Origin of the sequence: Pseudomonas sp. NFPP07 (genome assembly GCF_900115645.1) — a bacterium.
In the GTDB taxonomy this organism is placed as follows: Bacteria; Pseudomonadota; Gammaproteobacteria; order Pseudomonadales; family Pseudomonadaceae; genus Aquipseudomonas; species Aquipseudomonas chlororaphis.
This window is the reverse complement of the sequence record NZ_FOXG01000016.1, coordinates 13,814-32,582: the sequence shown is the minus strand read 5'-3', so window position 1 is coordinate 32,582 and position 18,769 is coordinate 13,814. Positions and strand designations below refer to the sequence as shown.

Annotated in this window: 10 protein-coding genes; 7 read left to right on the top strand and 3 right to left on the bottom strand. The window is 65.8% G+C overall.

The features are described from left to right. Position 1: 1 nt before the first annotated feature. Entirely contained in the window at positions 2-2,173 is a 2,172-nt protein-coding gene (locus BM019_RS29660; RefSeq protein WP_092422539.1) for a PA5441 family protein, read from the bottom strand. Between the two features lie 242 nt (positions 2,174-2,415). Here BM019_RS29660 and BM019_RS29655 point away from each other — a divergent pair, with 242 nt between their 5' ends. The 4 genes from BM019_RS29655 to BM019_RS29640 are packed head-to-tail and all read left to right on the top strand — an operon-like array spanning position 2,416 to position 7,141. Continuing rightward, positions 2,416-3,198, top strand: coding sequence for an efflux RND transporter periplasmic adaptor subunit (locus tag BM019_RS29655; protein WP_092422536.1), 783 nt, complete (start codon positions 2,416-2,418; stop codon positions 3,196-3,198). Next, positions 3,195-4,514, top strand: a complete 1,320-nt coding sequence (locus tag BM019_RS29650) for an efflux RND transporter periplasmic adaptor subunit (protein WP_092422533.1) — start codon at positions 3,195-3,197, stop codon at positions 4,512-4,514. The genes BM019_RS29655 and BM019_RS29650 overlap by 4 nt, the downstream gene beginning before the upstream one ends. Continuing rightward, the gene (locus BM019_RS29645) at positions 4,514-6,610 is read left to right on the top strand and encodes a site-2 protease family protein (RefSeq protein WP_092422530.1); all 2,097 of its coding nucleotides are present in this window, start codon (positions 4,514-4,516) and stop codon (positions 6,608-6,610) included. The genes BM019_RS29650 and BM019_RS29645 overlap by 1 nt, the downstream gene beginning before the upstream one ends. Before the next feature lie 27 nt (positions 6,611-6,637). Continuing rightward, entirely contained in the window at positions 6,638-7,141 is a 504-nt protein-coding gene (locus BM019_RS29640) for a GNAT family N-acetyltransferase (protein ID WP_092422527.1), read from the top strand. Between the two features lie 60 nt (positions 7,142-7,201). Here BM019_RS29640 and BM019_RS29635 read toward each other — a convergent pair whose 3' ends face one another. Both BM019_RS29635 and BM019_RS29630 read right to left on the bottom strand, forming a co-directional pair. Continuing rightward, complete coding sequence (locus BM019_RS29635; protein WP_092422524.1) at positions 7,202-7,513, bottom strand: DUF6916 family protein; 312 nt, start codon at positions 7,511-7,513, stop codon at positions 7,202-7,204. Between the two features lie 53 nt (positions 7,514-7,566). Continuing rightward, positions 7,567-8,154, bottom strand: a complete 588-nt coding sequence (locus BM019_RS29630) for a phage tail protein (protein WP_009041589.1) — start codon at positions 8,152-8,154, stop codon at positions 7,567-7,569. Between the two features lie 221 nt (positions 8,155-8,375). Here BM019_RS29630 and BM019_RS29625 point away from each other — a divergent pair, with 221 nt between their 5' ends. The 3 genes from BM019_RS29625 to BM019_RS29615 all read left to right on the top strand — a co-directional run bounded on the left by BM019_RS29625 (position 8,376) and on the right by BM019_RS29615 (position 18,743). Next, entirely contained in the window at positions 8,376-10,019 is a 1,644-nt protein-coding gene (locus BM019_RS29625; protein WP_092422521.1) for a glycosyltransferase family 39 protein, read from the top strand. 230 nt (positions 10,020-10,249) lie between these two features. Beyond that, complete coding sequence (locus BM019_RS29620; RefSeq protein WP_009041591.1) at positions 10,250-11,095, top strand: sulfotransferase family protein; 846 nt, start codon at positions 10,250-10,252, stop codon at positions 11,093-11,095. Positions 11,096-11,147: 52 nt separating this feature from the next. Then, entirely contained in the window at positions 11,148-18,743 is a 7,596-nt protein-coding gene (locus BM019_RS29615; RefSeq protein WP_092422518.1) for an Ig-like domain-containing protein, read from the top strand. Positions 18,744-18,769: the final 26 nt, after the last annotated feature.

The window sequence follows — 18,769 nt, the reverse complement described above, 5'->3', positions numbered from 1 at the left end:
CTTACCAGTAGTACTGCTGCGACTTGCCCCACTGGGTGTCGGCGAAGGTGCCTTTGAGCTGGCGGAACCAGGCCTTGCGCACCGCGGGCTCCACGTCTTTGCCGCCACAGCGGTTGTTGCCCGAGGATGCAAAGCAATTGATCGCGCGGTACAGGGCGTAGGCGCGGTCGTCGCGTGGCGCCTTGCTGTTGGCGATCACCTGTTTGTAGCCCTCGAGGCGGGAGAACGCTTCGCCCTTGAAGGCCGACGGCGTGCTGCCCAGGGACTGCTTGTCGGGCTGGCTGTCCAGCGGCATGCCGTCCAGGCCGTTGCGCAGGATGAACTCACCGAGGCAGTTCAGGCCTTGCGGGCTTTTCCCATCCTTCTCCAATGCCGCCGCGGTTTCTGCGATGCTCGGGCAGACGTAGCCGGACTCGGCCTCTTTGCCGTTCCACTGGAACAGCTTGAGCGACTGGCCGTTGCTGTAGACGTAACCCAGGCTGTAGCCAAGCTTGTCTTCAGGGGCGCTGGCGGGAAGCTGCGCAAGGTCGCTGGCAAAGGCCGCGTACTGGCCGCGCAGCAGGTCCTTGTAGAGCAGCACGAACTGCGCGGTATTACGTTCCACCGGGTCGGCGGCCTGGCTGATCTGCTGGCGCAGCAACTCGGCGTCGGCCACATGGCGCAGCAGGGTGAAGCGCACCTGCGGGCTTCGGATCGGCGAGTCGGCGGCGAACACCTTGGCCAGTTGCTGGTTGCGCTCGTAGTTCATGGCCAGGGCCAGCTCCAGCTGTTCCCGTTGCAACGGTTGCTTGGCCAGGGGCAGCAGTTGCAGCCACAGGGCCTGTGCGCCCGAGGCGTCGTTCTTCGCTTCCAGGGCCAGGCCGCGCAGGGTCTGCTGGCTGAAGGCGAGGTAGTCGAGCTTGGCCGCAGGCTCGGCGGGCAGAAGTTTCAGCGCGGCGTCGGGGTCGTTGTCGACGTACAGGGCGAAGGCCGCCTGCAGGTAGTCGTACAGCGCCGGTTGCCCGGCGAAGACCGCCTTCTGTTGTTGCAAGGCGTCGCGGGTCAGCCGGCCTTCGGCTTGCTCGCGCATCCACATCAGGTCGTTGACCGCCAGCAGCAGGGGCGTGCTGACCGGGTTGCGGTTGACCATCAGCAGCTTGGTGTCGACTTCTTCCACCAGATCGTCCAGCGACAGGTTGCGCTGCTCATCCTTGGCCTGGGTCATTTGCCAGGCATAGTCGGCGGCGAGTTTGTCGGGATTGCCGTCCAGCCAGTGCACCCGGCGCAGCAGGCCCTTGGCCGAGGCGACGTAGGCACCCTGTGGATAAGTTTGCAGGTAGGCGTCGAAGCCGGCCTCGGCCTGTTGCAGGGTGGACTTATCCACATGCTCGAGCGCCGGCATGCCGTATTCGTCGAAGGCGTTCTGCTGGGCGCTGTTGAGGAGCGTCCGGGCGTTCATGTACAGCGCAGTCTCTTTCAGCCAGGCATTCGGGCTGTCCTTGAGCGTGGCGAACGCCGCGCCAGCCTCGCTGAAGCGGCCGCTGTAGAAGTCGCCGGCGGCCTGTAGATAAGTGGCGAAACCCTTACCCAGCGGTGTCTGCAGATTGGTCGGCAGCAGGCTGGCCAGTTGCGGGCTGTCCCAGTTGCAGGCGGCGAGCAGCTTGACCCGGCTCTGCGCCAGCGCCTGGCGTTCGCTGGCCGGCAGGTCGGCGGCGATCAGTTGGTCGACGAAGGCCTGGGCGCTGGCGTCCGAGTTGCTGCGGCAGCGGCTGCCTTCGCCGGACAGGAAGGCATCGCCGGCTGCTTGCGGGGTTTCGCGCACCACCTGCAAGGATTCCAGGCGGCCGTTGAGGTCAGTGTCCTCCGGGGTTTGCGCGGTATCCGCCTCCTCAGGGCTGGGCGCGGGTTGCAGGCGAAATACTGGAAACGGCACCGCCCCATAACCCTCGTCCAGGCTACCGGCGTCCAGCGCTTTCGGCGCCAGGGGCAAGGCACCGCTGTCGGCCAGCAACAGGCGCAGGTTCACTCGGCTGTCGTTGCCCGGGTTGAGAAACGGCAGGCTGCTGCAGCTGTCGAGGTTTTTTTTGACCAGGGTCCAGCGCGGGTAACAGGAATCGTCGGAGCTGGCCTGGGCCTGGTTGCAGAGGAGGGCGCCGAGCGCCAGTGTCAAAGACGACAAAAGACCGATACGCATGAATTGTCCTTAATCCGAAACGATGGGAGTCGAAGGTCCAAGTGTGGTGCAAATCATACAGAAGGCATTCGCTGGCATCTAAAATACCCGCACGACCCGATACACGCCGTGCCGGACAAGGCATCTATGCTGTCAGGCGGGCGCTCGATGCCGTTGTCGGGATCGACAAAGATAGCGGCCACTTGCTTGACGCTTGTGCTTGCTGTCTTAGACTCCGCCCCATCCGTCAGGGAGTTACGGTTATGCGGCGATTTCATGGATTGGGATTGGGATTGACCTGTCTGGCGTGCCTTGCACAGGCGCAGACACCTGCGCCAGACGATCCGCTGCTCAGTGACAGCGCTGCCGGCGCCGCCGTGGCCAGCGGCAGCGAGGCGCGCGGCGTGCTGCGGGCCAAGGATCAGGCGGTACTGGCCGGCGAGTTGTCCGGGCGCATCGTCGAGCTGCCCTACAGCGAAGGCGAGTCCTTCAAGAAAGGCGAGGTGCTGGCGCGCTTCGATTGCTCGGCCTACCAGGCCCAGCTCAATGCCGCCCAGGCCGCCAGCCGTGGCGCCAACGAAGAGCTGGCGCACAACCGCCAACTGGCTTCGCTCAACTCGGTCGGCCGCTTCGAAGTGGCGCGAGCCGCGGCCAAGGTCTCCGAGACCCAGGCGCAGTCCCAGGTCTACCAGGTGCAGGTCAAGCGTTGCAGCGTGATCGCGCCGTTCGACGGGCAGGTGGTGGCGCGCAAGGTACAGCGCTACGAAAGCGTGACGGCCGGCTCGCCGCTGCTGGAAATCGTCGACAACCGTTCCCTGGAAATCCACCTGCTGGTGCCGTCGAGCTGGATGGGCAAGCTCAAGGCCGGGCAGACCTTTAGCTTCGTCCCCGATGAAACCGGCAAGCCGCTGGCCGCCACGGTCAAGCGCCTCGGCGCGCGGATCGACGAAGGCAGCCAGACGCTGCTGCTGGTGGCGGCCGTACCCAACGCCGAGGGCCTGTTGGCGGGCATGAGCGGCACGGCGCGGTTCGCGGAGCTCAAATGAACGCGCCGGTAGCGGGCGCCGCCGAGCAGGTCTTCGCCCGGTTCCTCGACCTGGAGCGCCAGACCCGCGCCGCGCGCACGGTCGAGCAACTGGCCTACAGCCTGGTCAACGACAGCCAGGCGCTGTTCGGCTATCGCCACGCGGCCCTGGTGATCGCCGGCAAGGTCCGCGCGGTGACTGGCGTCAGCGCGCTCGATCCGAATGCGCCCTTCGTGGCTTTCGTCGAACAGGCGGTGGCCCAACTGTTCAAGCTCGAACTCGCGCAGCAGGCGCGGGTGGTCGCGGCCGAGCAACTGAGCGCCCCGGTACGGGCCGACTGGCAGAGCCTGTCGGCGGCGCAGGTGTTCTGGTTGCCGCTGATCGATCGTCAGGGCGCGCTCTTTGGTGGCCTGTGGCTGGCCCGCGACAACCCGTGGAACCCTTCCGAACAAGTATTGCTGGCACAACTGGGCGACACCTACAGCCACGCCTGGCTGGCGCTGCAACCGCGCAAGCCGTGGCGCCTGCGCTGGAACCGCAAACGCCGGCTGGCGCTGTTGGCGGTGGTGTTGCTGGGCTTGCTGATTCCGGTGCGGCAATCGGTGCTGGCGCCGGCCGAAGTGGTGCCGCTGGGCGGGCGTGTGGTGGCGGCGCCGCTGGACGGGGTGATCGCCGAGTTTTTGGTCAAGCCCAACCAGACGGTGAAGACCGGCGACCTGCTGCTGCGTTTTGAAAACACCACCCTCAATGCCCAGGCCGATGTCGCCGCCCGCGCCTTGGGCGTGGCCGAGGCGGAACTGAAGGCCAATTCCCAGCGGGCCTTCGCCGATGCCGAATCCAGCTCGAAGATCGACCTGCTGGCGGCCCGGGTCGAACAGAAACGCGCCGAACGCGATTACGCCCGCGAATTGCTCAAGCGCAGCGAAGTACGGGCCGAACGCGACGGCATCGCGGTGTTCGCCGACGCCGAGCGCTGGACCGGCAAACCGGTGCAGACCGGCGAGCGCCTGATGGAAATCGCCGACCCCAACCAGGCCGAGTTGCGCATCGAACTGGCCGTGGGCGATGCCATTGCCCTGGAGCCCGGCGCGCAGGTGGCGCTGTTTCTCGACAGCGACCCGTTGCAGCGCCATCTGGCCAGCCTCGAACGGGCGGCCTACGAGGCGCAGCCGACGCCGGGTGGGCAATTGGCCTACCGTCTCGATGCGCGTTTTCGCGACGCGTCGCCGCGAATCGGCCTGCGCGGCACGGCCAAGCTCTTCGGTGAGCGCGCGCCGCTGGCGCTGTACCTGCTGCGCCGGCCCCTGGCCGGCCTGCGGCAGAGCGTGGGCCTGTAATGAACCTGCCGGGCTTGCGCGCGGACTTGCAGCTGTCGCCGGCGGCGCCGGCGCTGGACGGTTCGCCGCGCTGGACCCTGGCCGACCCGGTGCGCGGCCGCTATTTCAAGCTCGGCGTGGCGGCGATGCGCCTGCTCAGGCACTGGTCCCTGGGAGATGCCAGCCAGGTGCTGCGCGCCGCCAACCGCGAGCCGGGGCTGCCCCTGGGCGGCGCGGAGCTGGAAGAGCTGCTGGGTTTTTTGCGCAGCCATGACCTGATCACCGCCCTCGATCCGCAGCAGCGCGCCAGCTATGAACTCAAGGCCGCCGTGCAGCACCAGAGCCTGTGGCAGGTGCTGCTGCACCAATACCTGTTCTTTCGTATCCCGCTGTGGCGCCCGGACGCCTTTCTCAATCGCGCCTGGCCGTGGCTGGCACGGTTCGGCCCGGGGCTGCTGCGCTACGGCTTGCCACTGACCCTGGGATTGGGGGTGTTTTTGGTGTCGCGAGACTGGCAGCGCTTCCTGGCGACCTTTCCCCACCTGTTCAGCCTCGGTGGTGCCCTGGCGTTCGGCGTGGCGCTGTTCTTCGCCAAGCTGTGCCATGAGTTCGGCCACGCCTTCATGGCCAAGCGCGCCGGTTGCCGGGTGCAGAGCATGGGGGTGGCGTTCATGGTGCTGCTGCCGATGTTCTACACCGACGTCAGCGATGCCTGGCGGGTCAATGACCGTCGCGCGCGCTTGCTGATCGGCGCCGGTGGCGTGCTGGCCGAGCTGCTGCTGGCCAGCATCGCCCTGCTGGCCTGGTCGCTGCTGCCGGACGGCCCGGCGCGCACCGCGGCCTTCATGCTTGCCAGCGCCACCTGGATCACCACCCTGGTGATCAACCTGAACCCCTTCATGCGTTTCGACGGCTACTTTCTGCTCAGCGATTTCTGGGAGGTGGACAACCTGCAAGGGCGGGCTTTCGCCCTCTGTCGCTGGCGCCTGCGCGAAGCCTTGTTCGGCTACCGGGAACCGGCGCCGGAGCCCTGGTCGCCGGCCATGCAGCGGCGTCTGCTGTGGTGGGGTTATGGCTCGTGGCTGTGGCGCGCGGTGCTGTTTTTCGGGATTGCGCTGGCGGTGTACCACCTGTTTTTCAAGCTGCTGGGCATCTTCCTGATGCTGGTGGAACTGGTCTGGTTCATCTTTTTGCCCATCGTGCGGGAATGGCGCGAGTGGTGGACGCGCCGCGAACAGGCCCACGCGCCACGGGTGTTGCTCAGCGGCCTGGGGTTGTTGGCGGCGCTGCTGCTGGTGGCGGTGCCCTGGCGCGGCTCGGTGGAGGTGCCGGCGATGCTCGAAGCCGGGCGCGCCAGCGCCTTGCATGCGCCGGTGGCGGCGCGGGTCCGGCAGGTCAATGTCAGCGACGGCCAGGCGGTGAGCAAGGGCCAGGTGTTGGTTGAGCTCGAATCCCCGGACCTGGCTTCGCGCCAGACCATCGCCCGGCGGGAAATCGAGATCCAGCAATTGCAGATGCGCCGCCGCGCCGGGCGCAGCGAGACCGCCGCCGATGCCGGGATTGTCGAGCAGCAGCTGGCCGAGGCCGTGGCCGAATACCGCGGCTTGTCGGCGCAACGCGAGCGCCTGCTGCTGCGCGCGCCCGAGGCCGGCCAGTTGCGTGACTTGCTGCCGCAACTGCAGGTGGGCCGCTGGGTTTCGCCCAAGGAGCCGCTGGCCAGGGTGGTCGAGCCGGGGGCGCGCTTGCGTGGGTTTCTCGCCGAGGCCGACCTGTGGCGGGTCGCGCCGGGCGCCACGGGCCGCTTTATCGCCGACGACCCGATGCACCCGGCGCTCGAGGTGCAATTGACCGAAGTCGATACCAACGGTGTGGCGTATATCGACCAGGAGGCGCTGACCTCCGATCACCATGGGCCGATTGCCGTGCGCCGCGATGAAAGCCGCCGCGCCGAACCGGTCCAGGCGCAATACGGCGCGCGGCTCAAGGTGCTCGACGCCAGCGTCACCCCGCGCCAGCCGCTGCGCGGCGTGGTGGTGTTGCAGGGGCGTGGCGAGTCGCTGCTCGGTACGGCCTGGCGGCGCCTGGCGGCGCTGGGCGTGAGGGAAAGCGGGTTCTGAAACAAGGAATGTTCAGGGAGAACGCATATGTTGCATAAGGATTCGGCCATGTCCGATGGCCTGGTGGTACGTCCGTCGCGGCCCACCGACGGACCGTTCCTGCAAAGCCTTTACCGTTCGGCGCGCAGCGATCTGCAATGGATCGATGGCGAACAGGAGCAGGTCGAGCAGGTGATCGCCCAGCAGTTCCAGGTCCAGGAGCAGGGGGCGGGGGAGAACTTCCCCGGCGCCATGCACTACGTGATCGAAAAGCTCGGCAGCGCCATCGGTGCCCTGACCACCGATTTTGGCGCCAATGAAATTCGTGTGCTGTACCTGGCGTTCATTCCGGCTGCTCGTGGTCGCGGTTACGGGCGCACCGTGCTGCGGGGCGTGCAGAAGGCCGCCGAGCAGGTGCGCTGCCCGGTGGCCACGGTGGTTTGGGCCAGCAACCCCCATGCGCGCCGGCATTACCTGGCGCTGGGGTTTCAGGTCGAGGAAGCCAACCCGGCGGCCGAGCGGCTGGTGTGGTATCCCGGTCCGCGCGGCTGAGCGGCGCACCCCCGCGGGTTCGAGCCGATGCCCGGGGCGCTGCCGCCAGGCACGCTCGGTTCAGTTGAAGGCGATATAGAAATAGCCCAGCGTCGGATCGCGGCCCAGGGCCGGCACCCGTGACACGAACATGCCCTGCAGGTGGCCGACGCCGGGCAGTTCCAGGTCGCACAGGCCGTCGACGAACACTGTCGGCACCAGGCTGTTGAGCTCGACGCAGAAGGGCATGCGCGGGCTGTTCGGCATGCGGGACTGGGGAGTGTCCTTGATGGACTCGATATGGACCGGCAACACGCTGCCGTCCGGTAGCAACAGATTGCAGGTTTGCCCCAGCAAAGGCTGGAAATGCTCACTTTGCAGCAGATGCAGCATGGCACCACTCCTGGCTGGAAAAAGGGCCGGGGGAATGTCCCCCGGCGCGAACTTCAATTGCGCGATGGGAATAGGCCGTTCAGGGCCACGCTGAAGTTGATCACCAGGAACGGGTTCATGACTTCCAGCGGCAGGCCGTTGCCGGCGGGCGAGATGGTGCCGGAGATCGTGGTGCTGACCCCCTGGAGGGGCACCGGCGTGGCGCCCAGCCCGTCGGAATAGATGGTCGCGGTGCCCGGCCCGCCGCCGGAGGTGCCGATGAATGAATTGGTGGCCGTCGGCACGCTGACCGGGCTGCTGGCGGGGTTGGCCAATTGCAGCGTGGTGGCGGCGCTCACGCTGGCGAGGGTGTGGGTGTGGGACGGCAGGTTGTTGAGGGTCGGGGTGACGTTTTCGGTACCGGAAACCTCGCCGATCACCCGTGGCGTCAGGCCCAGCCCGTTACCCTGGCCAATGGGCAGCCGCCCTTGCAGGTTCGGCAGCTGGAAGTTGGTGGTGCCGTTGCCGCCGTAGTAGGTGCCCAGCAGCGAAAACAGCGCCTGGTATTGCGAGATCCCCAGGGTCTGGCCGTAACACGAGGCCCAGCCGTTGGGAGGGAAGTTAAAGGAAAAAGCTTGAATGGTGCCCATGAACACTTCCATAGTTTTTTATCCTTCAGGTTAATCAGTGGGACTCCCTGAGCCGATCCCTGGTGTCTGGCCTGACAGCTTGACCGATACGGTCAGAACGCCAAGCGGGCTCGTCGACAGCAATGGTTAGCGTAGACGCTGCTCCGCCAGTCGCCTGGGGTGATGGGGTGCCTTATGTCTGGCCGGATAAACCGCGATGCTGTGCTGGTAAAACGTTGGTGCAGGGGACATTCATGGCGTTTCGCAGAGAGCCACAATTGCTGGATACGGCCGGGCCGGGCATCGCCCATCGGCTGGCGAGCGACGCACAGCGCCTGGTCGCGGTGCTGCGGGCGTACTGGCTGCTGCCGATTTTGCTGCTGGCGGCGGCCACCCGCTTCTACGACCTGACCGCCGCGGCCATCTGGGGCGATGAAGGCTCCAGCCTGTTGCTCAGCCGCTACGGCCTGAGCGAACTCTGGGTGCATGCCGCCCACGATGTGCATCCGCCGCTGTACTTCATGCTGCTGCGTGGCTGGATCGCGCTGTTTGGCGACGGCATCTTTGCCATTCGCAGCTTCAGCGCCTGGCCGGGGATCGTCTGTGTCGGCCTGGGGGTGTGGCTGGTGGCGCAGATCGCCAGCCGCCGCGCGGCAATCCTCGCCGGGTTCCTGCTGGCCCTGCTGCCCACCGCCGTGCGCTACAGCCAGGAAGTGCGCATGTATGCCTTGTTGGGGGTGTGGCTGCTCGGCGCCACCCTGGCCCTGGTGTACTGGCTCAGGCAGCCCCGGCGCCAGCGCTACCTGGTGTATTACACGCTGCTGATGAGCGCGGCGTTCTACACCCACTATTTCACCGCGCTCTGCGTGCTCGCCCACTGGGCGTACCTGTTGCTGCTACGCCTGCACGCGACGCCTGCGAGCCGGGCGATCAACCAGCCGGGCTGGTGGCTGGCCAACCTCGCCATCGTCATGCTGTTCGTCCCCTGGCTGCCGGGGCTGGTGGACCTGCTGCAGCATATCGACCAGCTGAAAGCCAGCGGCGACGTAGGCTGGGAGCCGTCGGTGGACTTTTTGTCGTTACCCTCGATGGTCTGGCAACTGCTGACCCAGGACGATGGCGAAAGCCGTTCCCCGCTGCTGTTCGCGGGCCTGCCGCTGCTGGTGCTGGGCGTCGTCGCAATGCTCGCCTGGCGCGACCGCACGCCCTGGCGCTGGAGCTGGCTGCTGGTGACCTACAGCGTGCTGCCGCTGTTGCTGGTGTTTGCGGTGTCGTTCGTTTCGCCGGTGTTCATCGAGCGCTACCTGACGGCCTATGCCCTGGGCCTGCCGTTGCTTTTCGCGATGGCGATCGACCGGCTGCTGGAGCATGCCCGCGCGCTGGCGCTGGCGGTCCTGCTGCTGTTCGCCGGGGCCGAGGGGGTCGGCCTGAACAACAACGCCACGGTGGATAGCAACGATCAGATCAGCGTGCTGGTGGACTACGTGAACCAGCACTACGTGGCCGGCGACCGGATCGTCACCAGCGACCTGCTGTGGTACCTGAGCTACGTCTACTACAACCGTACCGACGCCCAGCCGCTGCTCTACACCCCGCCCACGCCCGCCGGCGTCTCCACCCGGCCCAACGCCTATGGTTTCGGCACCCTGGTCGAGCAGCAGGCTGACAGGCTTTACCTCGACCGGCTGTCGGCGCTGCCGGTGGGCAGTGGTCGCGTCTGGCTGATCGGCACGGCCGACCAACCCGACGAATTCGCCCCGTTGCCGGCGCAATGGCGAAAAGCCGGCGAATTCACCGCCGGCGGGGTCACGGCGCGGTTGCTGGTGATATGCGGCGTGGCGCAGAGCCAGGCGTCGCTGCAAGCACTGTGCGCCCAGGCTGGGAAACCTGCGGGATAGCGGCCTTGGGCGGTTTTGCGCAAAAGATCGGCCTGTGAACCAACTGATGGACGAAAGGCAGAATTCAGGGCCAGCAGTGGCTTGATCGGTTCACGTTCGGTTCCAGAGCGGTGGGTGTTTTTAAAACACACGTTTTTTATGGTTTTTGCTTCGAATTGATATCAAAGCACCACTAGTTGGTTTTCTGACCTTGCACTACGCTTTTTCCTACAAATGGACTTATAGCTAGGGTGAAGGGATTGCCGCAGTTCCACTTTATCTCCGGTTTACCGCGCTCAGGGTCGACCCTGCTGTCGGCCATCTTGCTGCAGAACCCGCGCTTTCACGCCGGCATGACCAGCCCGGTGGGGGCGCTGTTCAGCGGCATCCTCGAACAGTGCAGCGCCGGCAGCGAATTCGGCGCGGTCATCGATATCGACATGCGCCGCCGCCTGCTGCGCGGGCTGTTCGACTCCTACTACGCCGACAAGGCCGACAAACCCGTCGTCTTCGACACCAATCGCCAATGGTGCGCGCGCCTGCCGGCCTTGAAGGACCTGTTTCCCAAGGCCAGGACCATCGCCTGTGTGCGCAATGTCGCCTGGGTCATGGACAGCCTGGAACGGCTGTACCGGGCCAACCCCTTCGAAAACACCAAGCTGTTCGGCGATGCGGTCGAGCGCAATTCTGTCTACAGCCGCTGCGAAACCCTGGCCCAGCACAACCGGCTGGTGGGGTATGCCTGGACCGCCTTGAAAGAAGCCTATTACGGCGAAAACGCCGATTCGCTGCTGATCGTCGACTACGACCTGCTGAGCCAGGCCCCGGAGCGGGTGATGCGGCTGATCTACGACTTTATCGACGAACCCTGGTTCGAACACGATTTCGACAGCCTGGCCTACGACGCGCCCGAGTTCGACCAGGCGCTGGGGGTTGCGGGCCTGCACAAGGTCAAGGCGCGGGTGGCGCTGCAGTCGCGGCGCACCATCCTGCCGCCGGACCTGTTCGAGAAGTATGCGGAGCTGTCCTTCTGGAAAGACGGGGCATCCAGTGCCGCCAATGTCATTCGTATGAAATCCGACGCTGCGGCCCGTTGACCGCGGTTTTTCAATTCGCACCTTTCAGCACGTTCGAGTCCGGGTGAGCATCATGTGGTGGAGCAAAGGCAAGTCGCGGGTCAATCAGCGGGCCACCGGGCGGGCGCATGCCCTGGCCTCTCCGATGATCATGCCGCTGGAGCCACGCATGCTGTTCGACGGTGCGGTGGCGGCGACGGTGGCCGATGTCGCCCAGCCGGACAGCCACACCACTACGGACGTGGCCAAGACGCCGACCGCCGCCGATCAACCGAGCGTCAGCCAGGACACCCACGGCCAGGCCGATGCCGCGCCTGCCGCGGCCCCGGCCGCGGTGCCGGGGCTGACGGTGGTGTTCGTCGACTCGCGGGTCAAGGACGCCGACAGTCTGCTCCAGGGCCTGGCGCCCGGCACCCAGGTGGTGCAACTGGGGGCGAACCAGGATGGCCTGCAGCAGATCGCCGATTACCTGGACCAACACCAGGGCGTCAGTTCGGTGCAGATCATCGCCCACGGCAATGCCGGCGACCTGTGGCTGGGCAACAGTTACCTCTCGGCTGACAACGTCCAGGCGCGCAGCGCGGTGCTGGCGGATATCGGCCAGGACATGAACGCCGGCGGCGATATCCTGATCTACGGCTGCTACACCGCCGAGGGCGAGCGCGGCCTGAGTTTCGTCGACTCGCTGGCGCAACTCACCGGTCGCGACGTGGCCGCCTCCAGCGACCGCACCGGCCTGGGGGGCGACTGGGAACTGGAGATCGCCACCGGCACCATCGAAAGCGCCAACGTGCTGTCCACCCAGGCCATGCAGGATTATCAGTGGGGGCTGGCGACCTGGACCGCCACCAACAACGCCAACACCGGCGTGGGTTCGTTGCGGGCGGCGCTGGCGTCGGCGCAGAACGGCGACATCGTCACCTTCAGCAGCGGCATGACGGTGCAGCTGACCTCCGAACTGCTGGTCAACAAGAACGTGACCATCGACGGCGACCTGAACAACGACGGCGCGGCGGACGTGATCCTCGACGGCCAGTACCGCACCCGCGTCATCGAAGTGACCGCGGGCAGTACCGTGACCCTCGATGGCCTGGTAATCACCCGGGGCCTGGTCTCGGGCAACGGCGGCAATGGCGGGTATGGCGCGACCGGCGCCATGGCCGGGGGGATTTTCAACGCCGGCAACCTCACCCTCAACAACGTCACCGTGACCTCCAACGCGGCCTCGGGCGGCGGCGGTGGCGGCGGTGTCACCGGCGCGTTCTACGGCGGTGGCGGTGGTGGCGGCGGCGGGCTGGGTGGCCAGGGTGGCGGCCACGGTGGTTCCGCCGGCCCCGGCACCGGCACGCTGGGCGGCCAGGCTGGCGGCGGTGGCGTGGGCGGTTATGGCGGTGGCTACGACGCCACCCACATGGGTGGTCGCGGCGGTACCAGCACCGGCGGCGCGGGCGGTCTGGGCGTGTCCTACTACAGCAACGGCGGCAACGGCGCCACGGCCACCAACGGCACGATTTCCATCGGCGGCGGTGGCGGCGGCGCGGGTTGGGACAAGGTCGGCGGCGCGGGCGGCAATGCCGCCGGCGGGATCTACAACGCCTCCAGCGGCACCATCACCGTTATAGGCACCTCGACCATCAGCAACAACATCGGCGCGGGCGGCGGCGGTGGCGGTGGTGGCGGCCAAGGCAGCAACGCCAGCAATGGCGGGATTGGTGGCCGCGGCGTCGGCGCGATCTGGAACAAGGGCACCTTCCTGATCACCGCGGCCAACTTCGCCGCCCTGAGCGGCAACGCGGCGGCCAGTGGCGCCGGTGGCGTAGCGCTGGGCGGTGGCAGCACCGGTACTTCGCCGACGTCGGTGGCGACCATCTACAACGACGGCGGCAACCTCAATACCGCCTATGCACCACCGCCCACCGCGACCATAGTGGTGGCGGACACCGCGCTGAAAATCGGTGAGACCTCGCTGGTGACCATCACCTTCAGCGAGGCGGTGACCGGCTTCACCAACGCCGACCTGAGCATCGCCAACGGCACCCTGACCGCGGTGAGCAGCAGCGACGGCGGAATTACCTGGACCGCCACCTTCACCCCGGCTTCGAGCATCACCGATACCAGCAACGTCATCACCCTGGATAACACCGGGGTGATCAATGGCCTGGGCACCGCCGGGGTCGGCACCACCGACTCCAATAACTATGCGATCGATACCGCACGGCCGACCGCGACCATAGTGGTCGCGGACAACGCCTTGAGGGTCGGCGAAACCTCGCTGGTGACCATCACCTTCAGCGAGGCGGTCAGCGGTTTCACCAACGCCGACCTGAGCATCGCCAACGGCACCTTGACCGCAGTGAGCAGCAGCGACGGCGGCATCACCTGGACCGGCACTTTCACCCCGAGCGCCAGCATCACCGATACCACCAACCTGATCACCCTGGACAACACCGGCATCGCCGACCTGGCCGGCAACGCCGGCAGCGGCACCACCGATTCCAACAACTATGCGATCGACACCGTGCGCCCGACTGCGACCATCGTGGTCGCCGACAGCACCCTCACCGCCGGCGAAACTTCCCTGGTGACCATCACCTTCAGCGAAGCGGTGAGCGGCTTCACCAACGCCGACCTGAGCATCGCCAACGGCACGTTGACGGCAGTGAGCAGCAGCGATGGCGGCATCACCTGGACCGCGACCTTTACCCCGACCGATGGCATCAGCGACTCCAGCAATCTGATCACCCTGAACAACACCGGCATCGCCGACCTGGCCGGCAACACCGGTAGCGGCACCACGGACTCGGGCAACTACGTGATCAATACCGCGCATCCGACGGCGACCATAGTGGTGGCCGACAATGCCCTGAGGATCGGTGAGACCTCGCTGGTGACCATCACCTTCTCCGAGGCGGTGACGGGTTTCACCAACGCCGACCTGACCGTCGCCAACGGCACCCTGAGCGCGGTGAGCAGCGGCGATGGCGGCATTACCTGGACCGCCACCTTCACCCCGAGCACCAGCATCACCGATGCCACTAACGTGATCACCCTGGACAACACCGGCGTCCAGAACAGCGTGGGCAACCTGGGCCAGGGCAGCTCCAATTCCAACAACTACGCGATCGACACGGTGCGGCCGACCGCGACCATTGTGGTCGCCGACAGCGCGCTGAGGATCGGCGAGACGTCGCTGGTGACCATCACCTTCAGCGAAGCGGTGAGCGGCTTCACCAACGCCGACCTGACCATTGCCAACGGCACGTTGACGGCAGTGAGCAGCAGCGATGGCGGCATCACCTGGACCGCCACCTTTACCCCGACCGCCAGCATCAGCGACACCAGCAACCTGATCACCCTGGACAACACCGGCATCGCCGACCTGTCCGGCAACGCCGGCAGCGGCACCACCGATTCCAACAACTATGCGATCGATACGATGCGGCCGACCGCGACCATCGTGGTCGCCGACAGCGCCCTCAGCGCTGGCGAAACCTCGTTGGTGACCATCACCTTCAGCGAAGCAGTCAGCGGTTTTACCAACGCCGATTTGAGCATCGCCAACGGCACGTTGACGGCAGTGAGCAGCAGCGATGGCGGCATCACCTGGACCGCTACCTTCACCCCGACTGTCGGTATCAACGATGCCAGCAACCTGATCACCCTGAACAACACCGGGGTCAGCGACCTGGCCGGCAACACCGGCAGTGGCACCACCAACTCCAACAACTACAGCATCGACACCGTCCTGCCGACCGCGACCATAGTGGTGGCGGACAACGCCTTGAGGATCGGTGAAACCTCACTGGTGACCATCACCTTCAGCGAGGCGGTCAGCGGCTTCAGCAACGCCGACCTGACGGTGAGCAACGGCACCCTGAGCGCAGTCAGCAGCAGCGACGGCGGCATCACCTGGACCGCGACCTTCACCCCGACGTCGAGCATCACCGATAGCAGCAACCTGATTACCCTGGATAACAGCGGCGTCACCAATGCCTCCGGCAACGCTGGCAGCGGTACCACCGACTCCAACAACTACGCGATCGACACCGTGCGCCCGACCGCGACCATCGTGGTCGCCGACAGTGCCCTGGGCGTGGGCCAGACCTCACTGGTGACCATCACCTTCAGCGAGGCGGTGACCGGCTTCACCCTGGCCGACCTGACCGTGGCCAACGGTACGTTGAGCGGCTTGAGTACCAGCGACAACATCACCTACACGGCGACCCTCACCCCGACCGCCAGCATCACCGATTCGACCAACCTGATCACCCTGGACAACACCGGCATTACGGATGGGGCGGGCAATACCGGCAGCGGTACCACCGATTCCAATAACTACGCGGTCGACAGCCAGCGGCCGACCGCGACCATTGTCCTTGCCGACACAACCCTCAAGGCCGGCGAAACCTCGCTGGTGACCATCACTTTCAGCGAGGCCGTGAGCGGTTTCACCAACGCCGACCTGAGCATCGCCAACGGCACCCTGACCGCGGTGAGCAGCAGCGATGGCGGTCTCACCTGGACCGCCACCTTCACCCCAACGGCAGGCATCGCCGACGCGAGCAATGTCATCACCCTGAACAACACCGGGGTCAGCGACCTGGCGGGCAATACGGGGACCGGTACCACCAACTCCGGCAACTACAGCATCGACACCGTCCTGCCGACCGCAACCATCGTGGTGGCGGATGACAACCTGAAGATCGCTGAAACCTCGCTGGTGACCATCACCTTCAATGAGGCAGTGAGCGGCTTCAGCAACGCCGACCTGACCGTCGCCAACGGCACTTTGAGCGCGGTGAGCAGCAGCGATGGCGGGGTCACCTGGACCGCCACCTTCACCCCGACGTCGAGCATCACTGACACCAGCAATGTCATCACCCTGGATAACAGCGGGGTGACCAACGCCTCGGGCAACGCCGGTAGCGGCACCACCGATTCCAACAACTACGCGATCGACACCGTGCGCCCGACGGCGACCATAGTGGTCGCCGACAGCGCCCTGGGCGTGGGCCAGACCAGTACCGTGACCATCACCTTCAGCGAGGCGGTGACCGGCTTCAGCCTGGCCGACCTGACCGTGGCCAACGGTTCGCTGAGCGGCTTGGGCACCAACGACAACATCACCTACACGGCGACCCTCACCCCGACTGCCAGTATCAGCGACAGCAGCAACCTGATCACCCTGGATAACACCGGTATTACGGATGGGGCGGGCAACGCCGGCAGCGGCACCACCGACTCCAACAACTACGCCATCGACAGCCTGCGCCCGAACGCCACCATCGTCCTCTCCGACTCGACCCTCAAGGCCGGCGAAACCTCGGTGGTGACCATCACCTTCAGTGAAGCAGTGACCGGTTTCGACAACAGCGACCTGACGGTGGCCAATGGCACCTTGAGCGCGGTGAGCAGCAGCAACGGCGGTCTCACCTGGACCGCCACCTTCACCCCGACGGCGGGTATCACCGACCTGAGCAACCTGATCACCCTGAACAACGCCGGTTTCACCGACGTGGCCGGCAACAGCGGTACCGGGACCACCAACTCAGCCAACTACAGCATCGAAACCGTAGTGCCGACGGCCACCCTCGTGATCGCCGACACGGCCCTGAAGGCTGGCGAAACCTCGCTGGTGACCATCACCTTCAGCGAGGCGGTCAGTGGTTTCGACAACAGCGACCTGACGGTGGCCAACGGGACCTTGAGCGCGGTGAGCAGCAGTGATGGCGGGGTCACCTGGACCGCTACCTTCACGCCGACTGTGGGTGTCGGCGATACCAGTAACGTCATCACCCTGAACAACAGCGGCGTGATCAATGTCTCGGGTAATACGGGCAGCGGCACCACGGATTCGAACAACTATGTCATCGACACGGCTCGCCCAACCGCCACCATAGTGGTAGCCAACCCGATCCTGCCGATCGGTGAAACCAGCCTGGTGACCATCACCTTCAGCGAGGCGGTGAGCGGCTTCGACAACAGCGACCTGACGGTGAGCAACGGCACCCTGAGCGCGGTCAGCAGCAGCGACGGCGGCATCACCTGGACCGCGACCTTCACCCCGAACGTCAACGTCAGCGATGCGACCAACCTGATCAGCCTCAACAACAGCGGGGTCAGCGACGCGGCGGGCAACGCCGGCAGCGGCAGCACCGACTCGAACAATTTCATCATCGACACCGGGCGGCCGACCGCCACCATCGTACTGGCCGACACGGCCCTGAAAGCGGGCGAAACCACCACGGTGACCATCACCTTCAGCGAGGCGATCAGCGGCTTCACCAACTCGGACCTGACAGTGGCCAACGGTAGCCTGGGGTCCCTGAGCAGCAGCGATGGCGGGGTCACCTGGACCGCCACCTTTACCCCAGCCATCAACATCAGCGACAGCAGCAATCAGATCACCCTGAACAATGCCGGAGTGATAGACGCCGTCGGCAACACCGGCAGCGGCACCACCGACTCGGCCAACTACGTCATCGACACCGTGCGCCCCACCGCTACCGTGGTGGTCGCCAACCCGATGCTGGCCGTGGGCGACACGTCCCTGGTGACCATCACCTTCAGCAAGGCGGTGAGCGGCTTCGACAACAGTGACCTGACGGTGGCCAACGGTACTTTGAGCGCGGTCAGCAGCAGCGATGGCGGCATCACCTGGACCGCGACCTTCACCCCGAACACCAACCTCAGCGATACGAGCAACCTGATCAGCCTCAACAACAGCGGGGTCAGCGACGCCTCGGGCAATACCGGGCTGGGCAGCACGGATTCGAACAATTACCTGATCGATACCCAGCGTCCGACCGCCACCATCGTGGTCGCCAACAGCAGCCTCGGCGTGGGCCAGACCAGTAGCGTGACCATCACCTTCAGTGAAGCGGTGAGCGGCTTCACCAACTCGGACCTGACGGTGGCCAACGGCACCCTGAGCGCCCTGGGCAGCAGCGACGGCGGCCGGACCTGGACCGCGACCCTGACGCCAACCGCCAACATCAGCGACACCAGCAACCTGATCACCCTGAATAACAGTGGGGTGAGCGATACATTCGGCAATACCGGCACTGGCAGCACCGGCTCCAACAACTACGCGATCAACACCATGCCGGCGGCCAACCCACCCACGGAGCTGCCGGTGGGCGATCCGGAATTCCGTTCGAGCGACCCGGTGGTTCCGCCGCTGCCGCCTTATGTGCCGCTGCAACCCACGGTCACCACGCCACCCGCTGGCGACCTGGCTTCGCCACTGGCCTTCGCGCCATTGTTCGAGCAGCGGGTGCTGGGCGATGGCATCCGGCCGCTGGGGGACATTTTCATCAATCGCGGGGCCCTGGCGCCGAGCTTCATTGCCCAGGTATTCGGCAGCAGCGATGCCGGGGGCGATGGTAATGGCCATGGCTTCCTGGGTTTTGGTGGCGGCGATGGCGGGGTGTTCAGCCAAAGCACGCTGTCGCTGCTGTTCGACCAGGACTCCGCCGAGGATGGTGGTTCGCTGAAGTCTTTCGGCGACAAGCCCAAGGCCGGCGATCTTTCCCAGGGCGGGCGCGGGGTGTTCGGGGCACCGTCGCTGACCCAGCAATTGCAAGTGATGCAAGACACGGAACAACGGCCGATCCGCGATCTGGCCAAGGCATTCGAACAGGCTGGCATCAGCGCAATGCAGGCCTGAAACACTACATAAATACGATGCGGCAC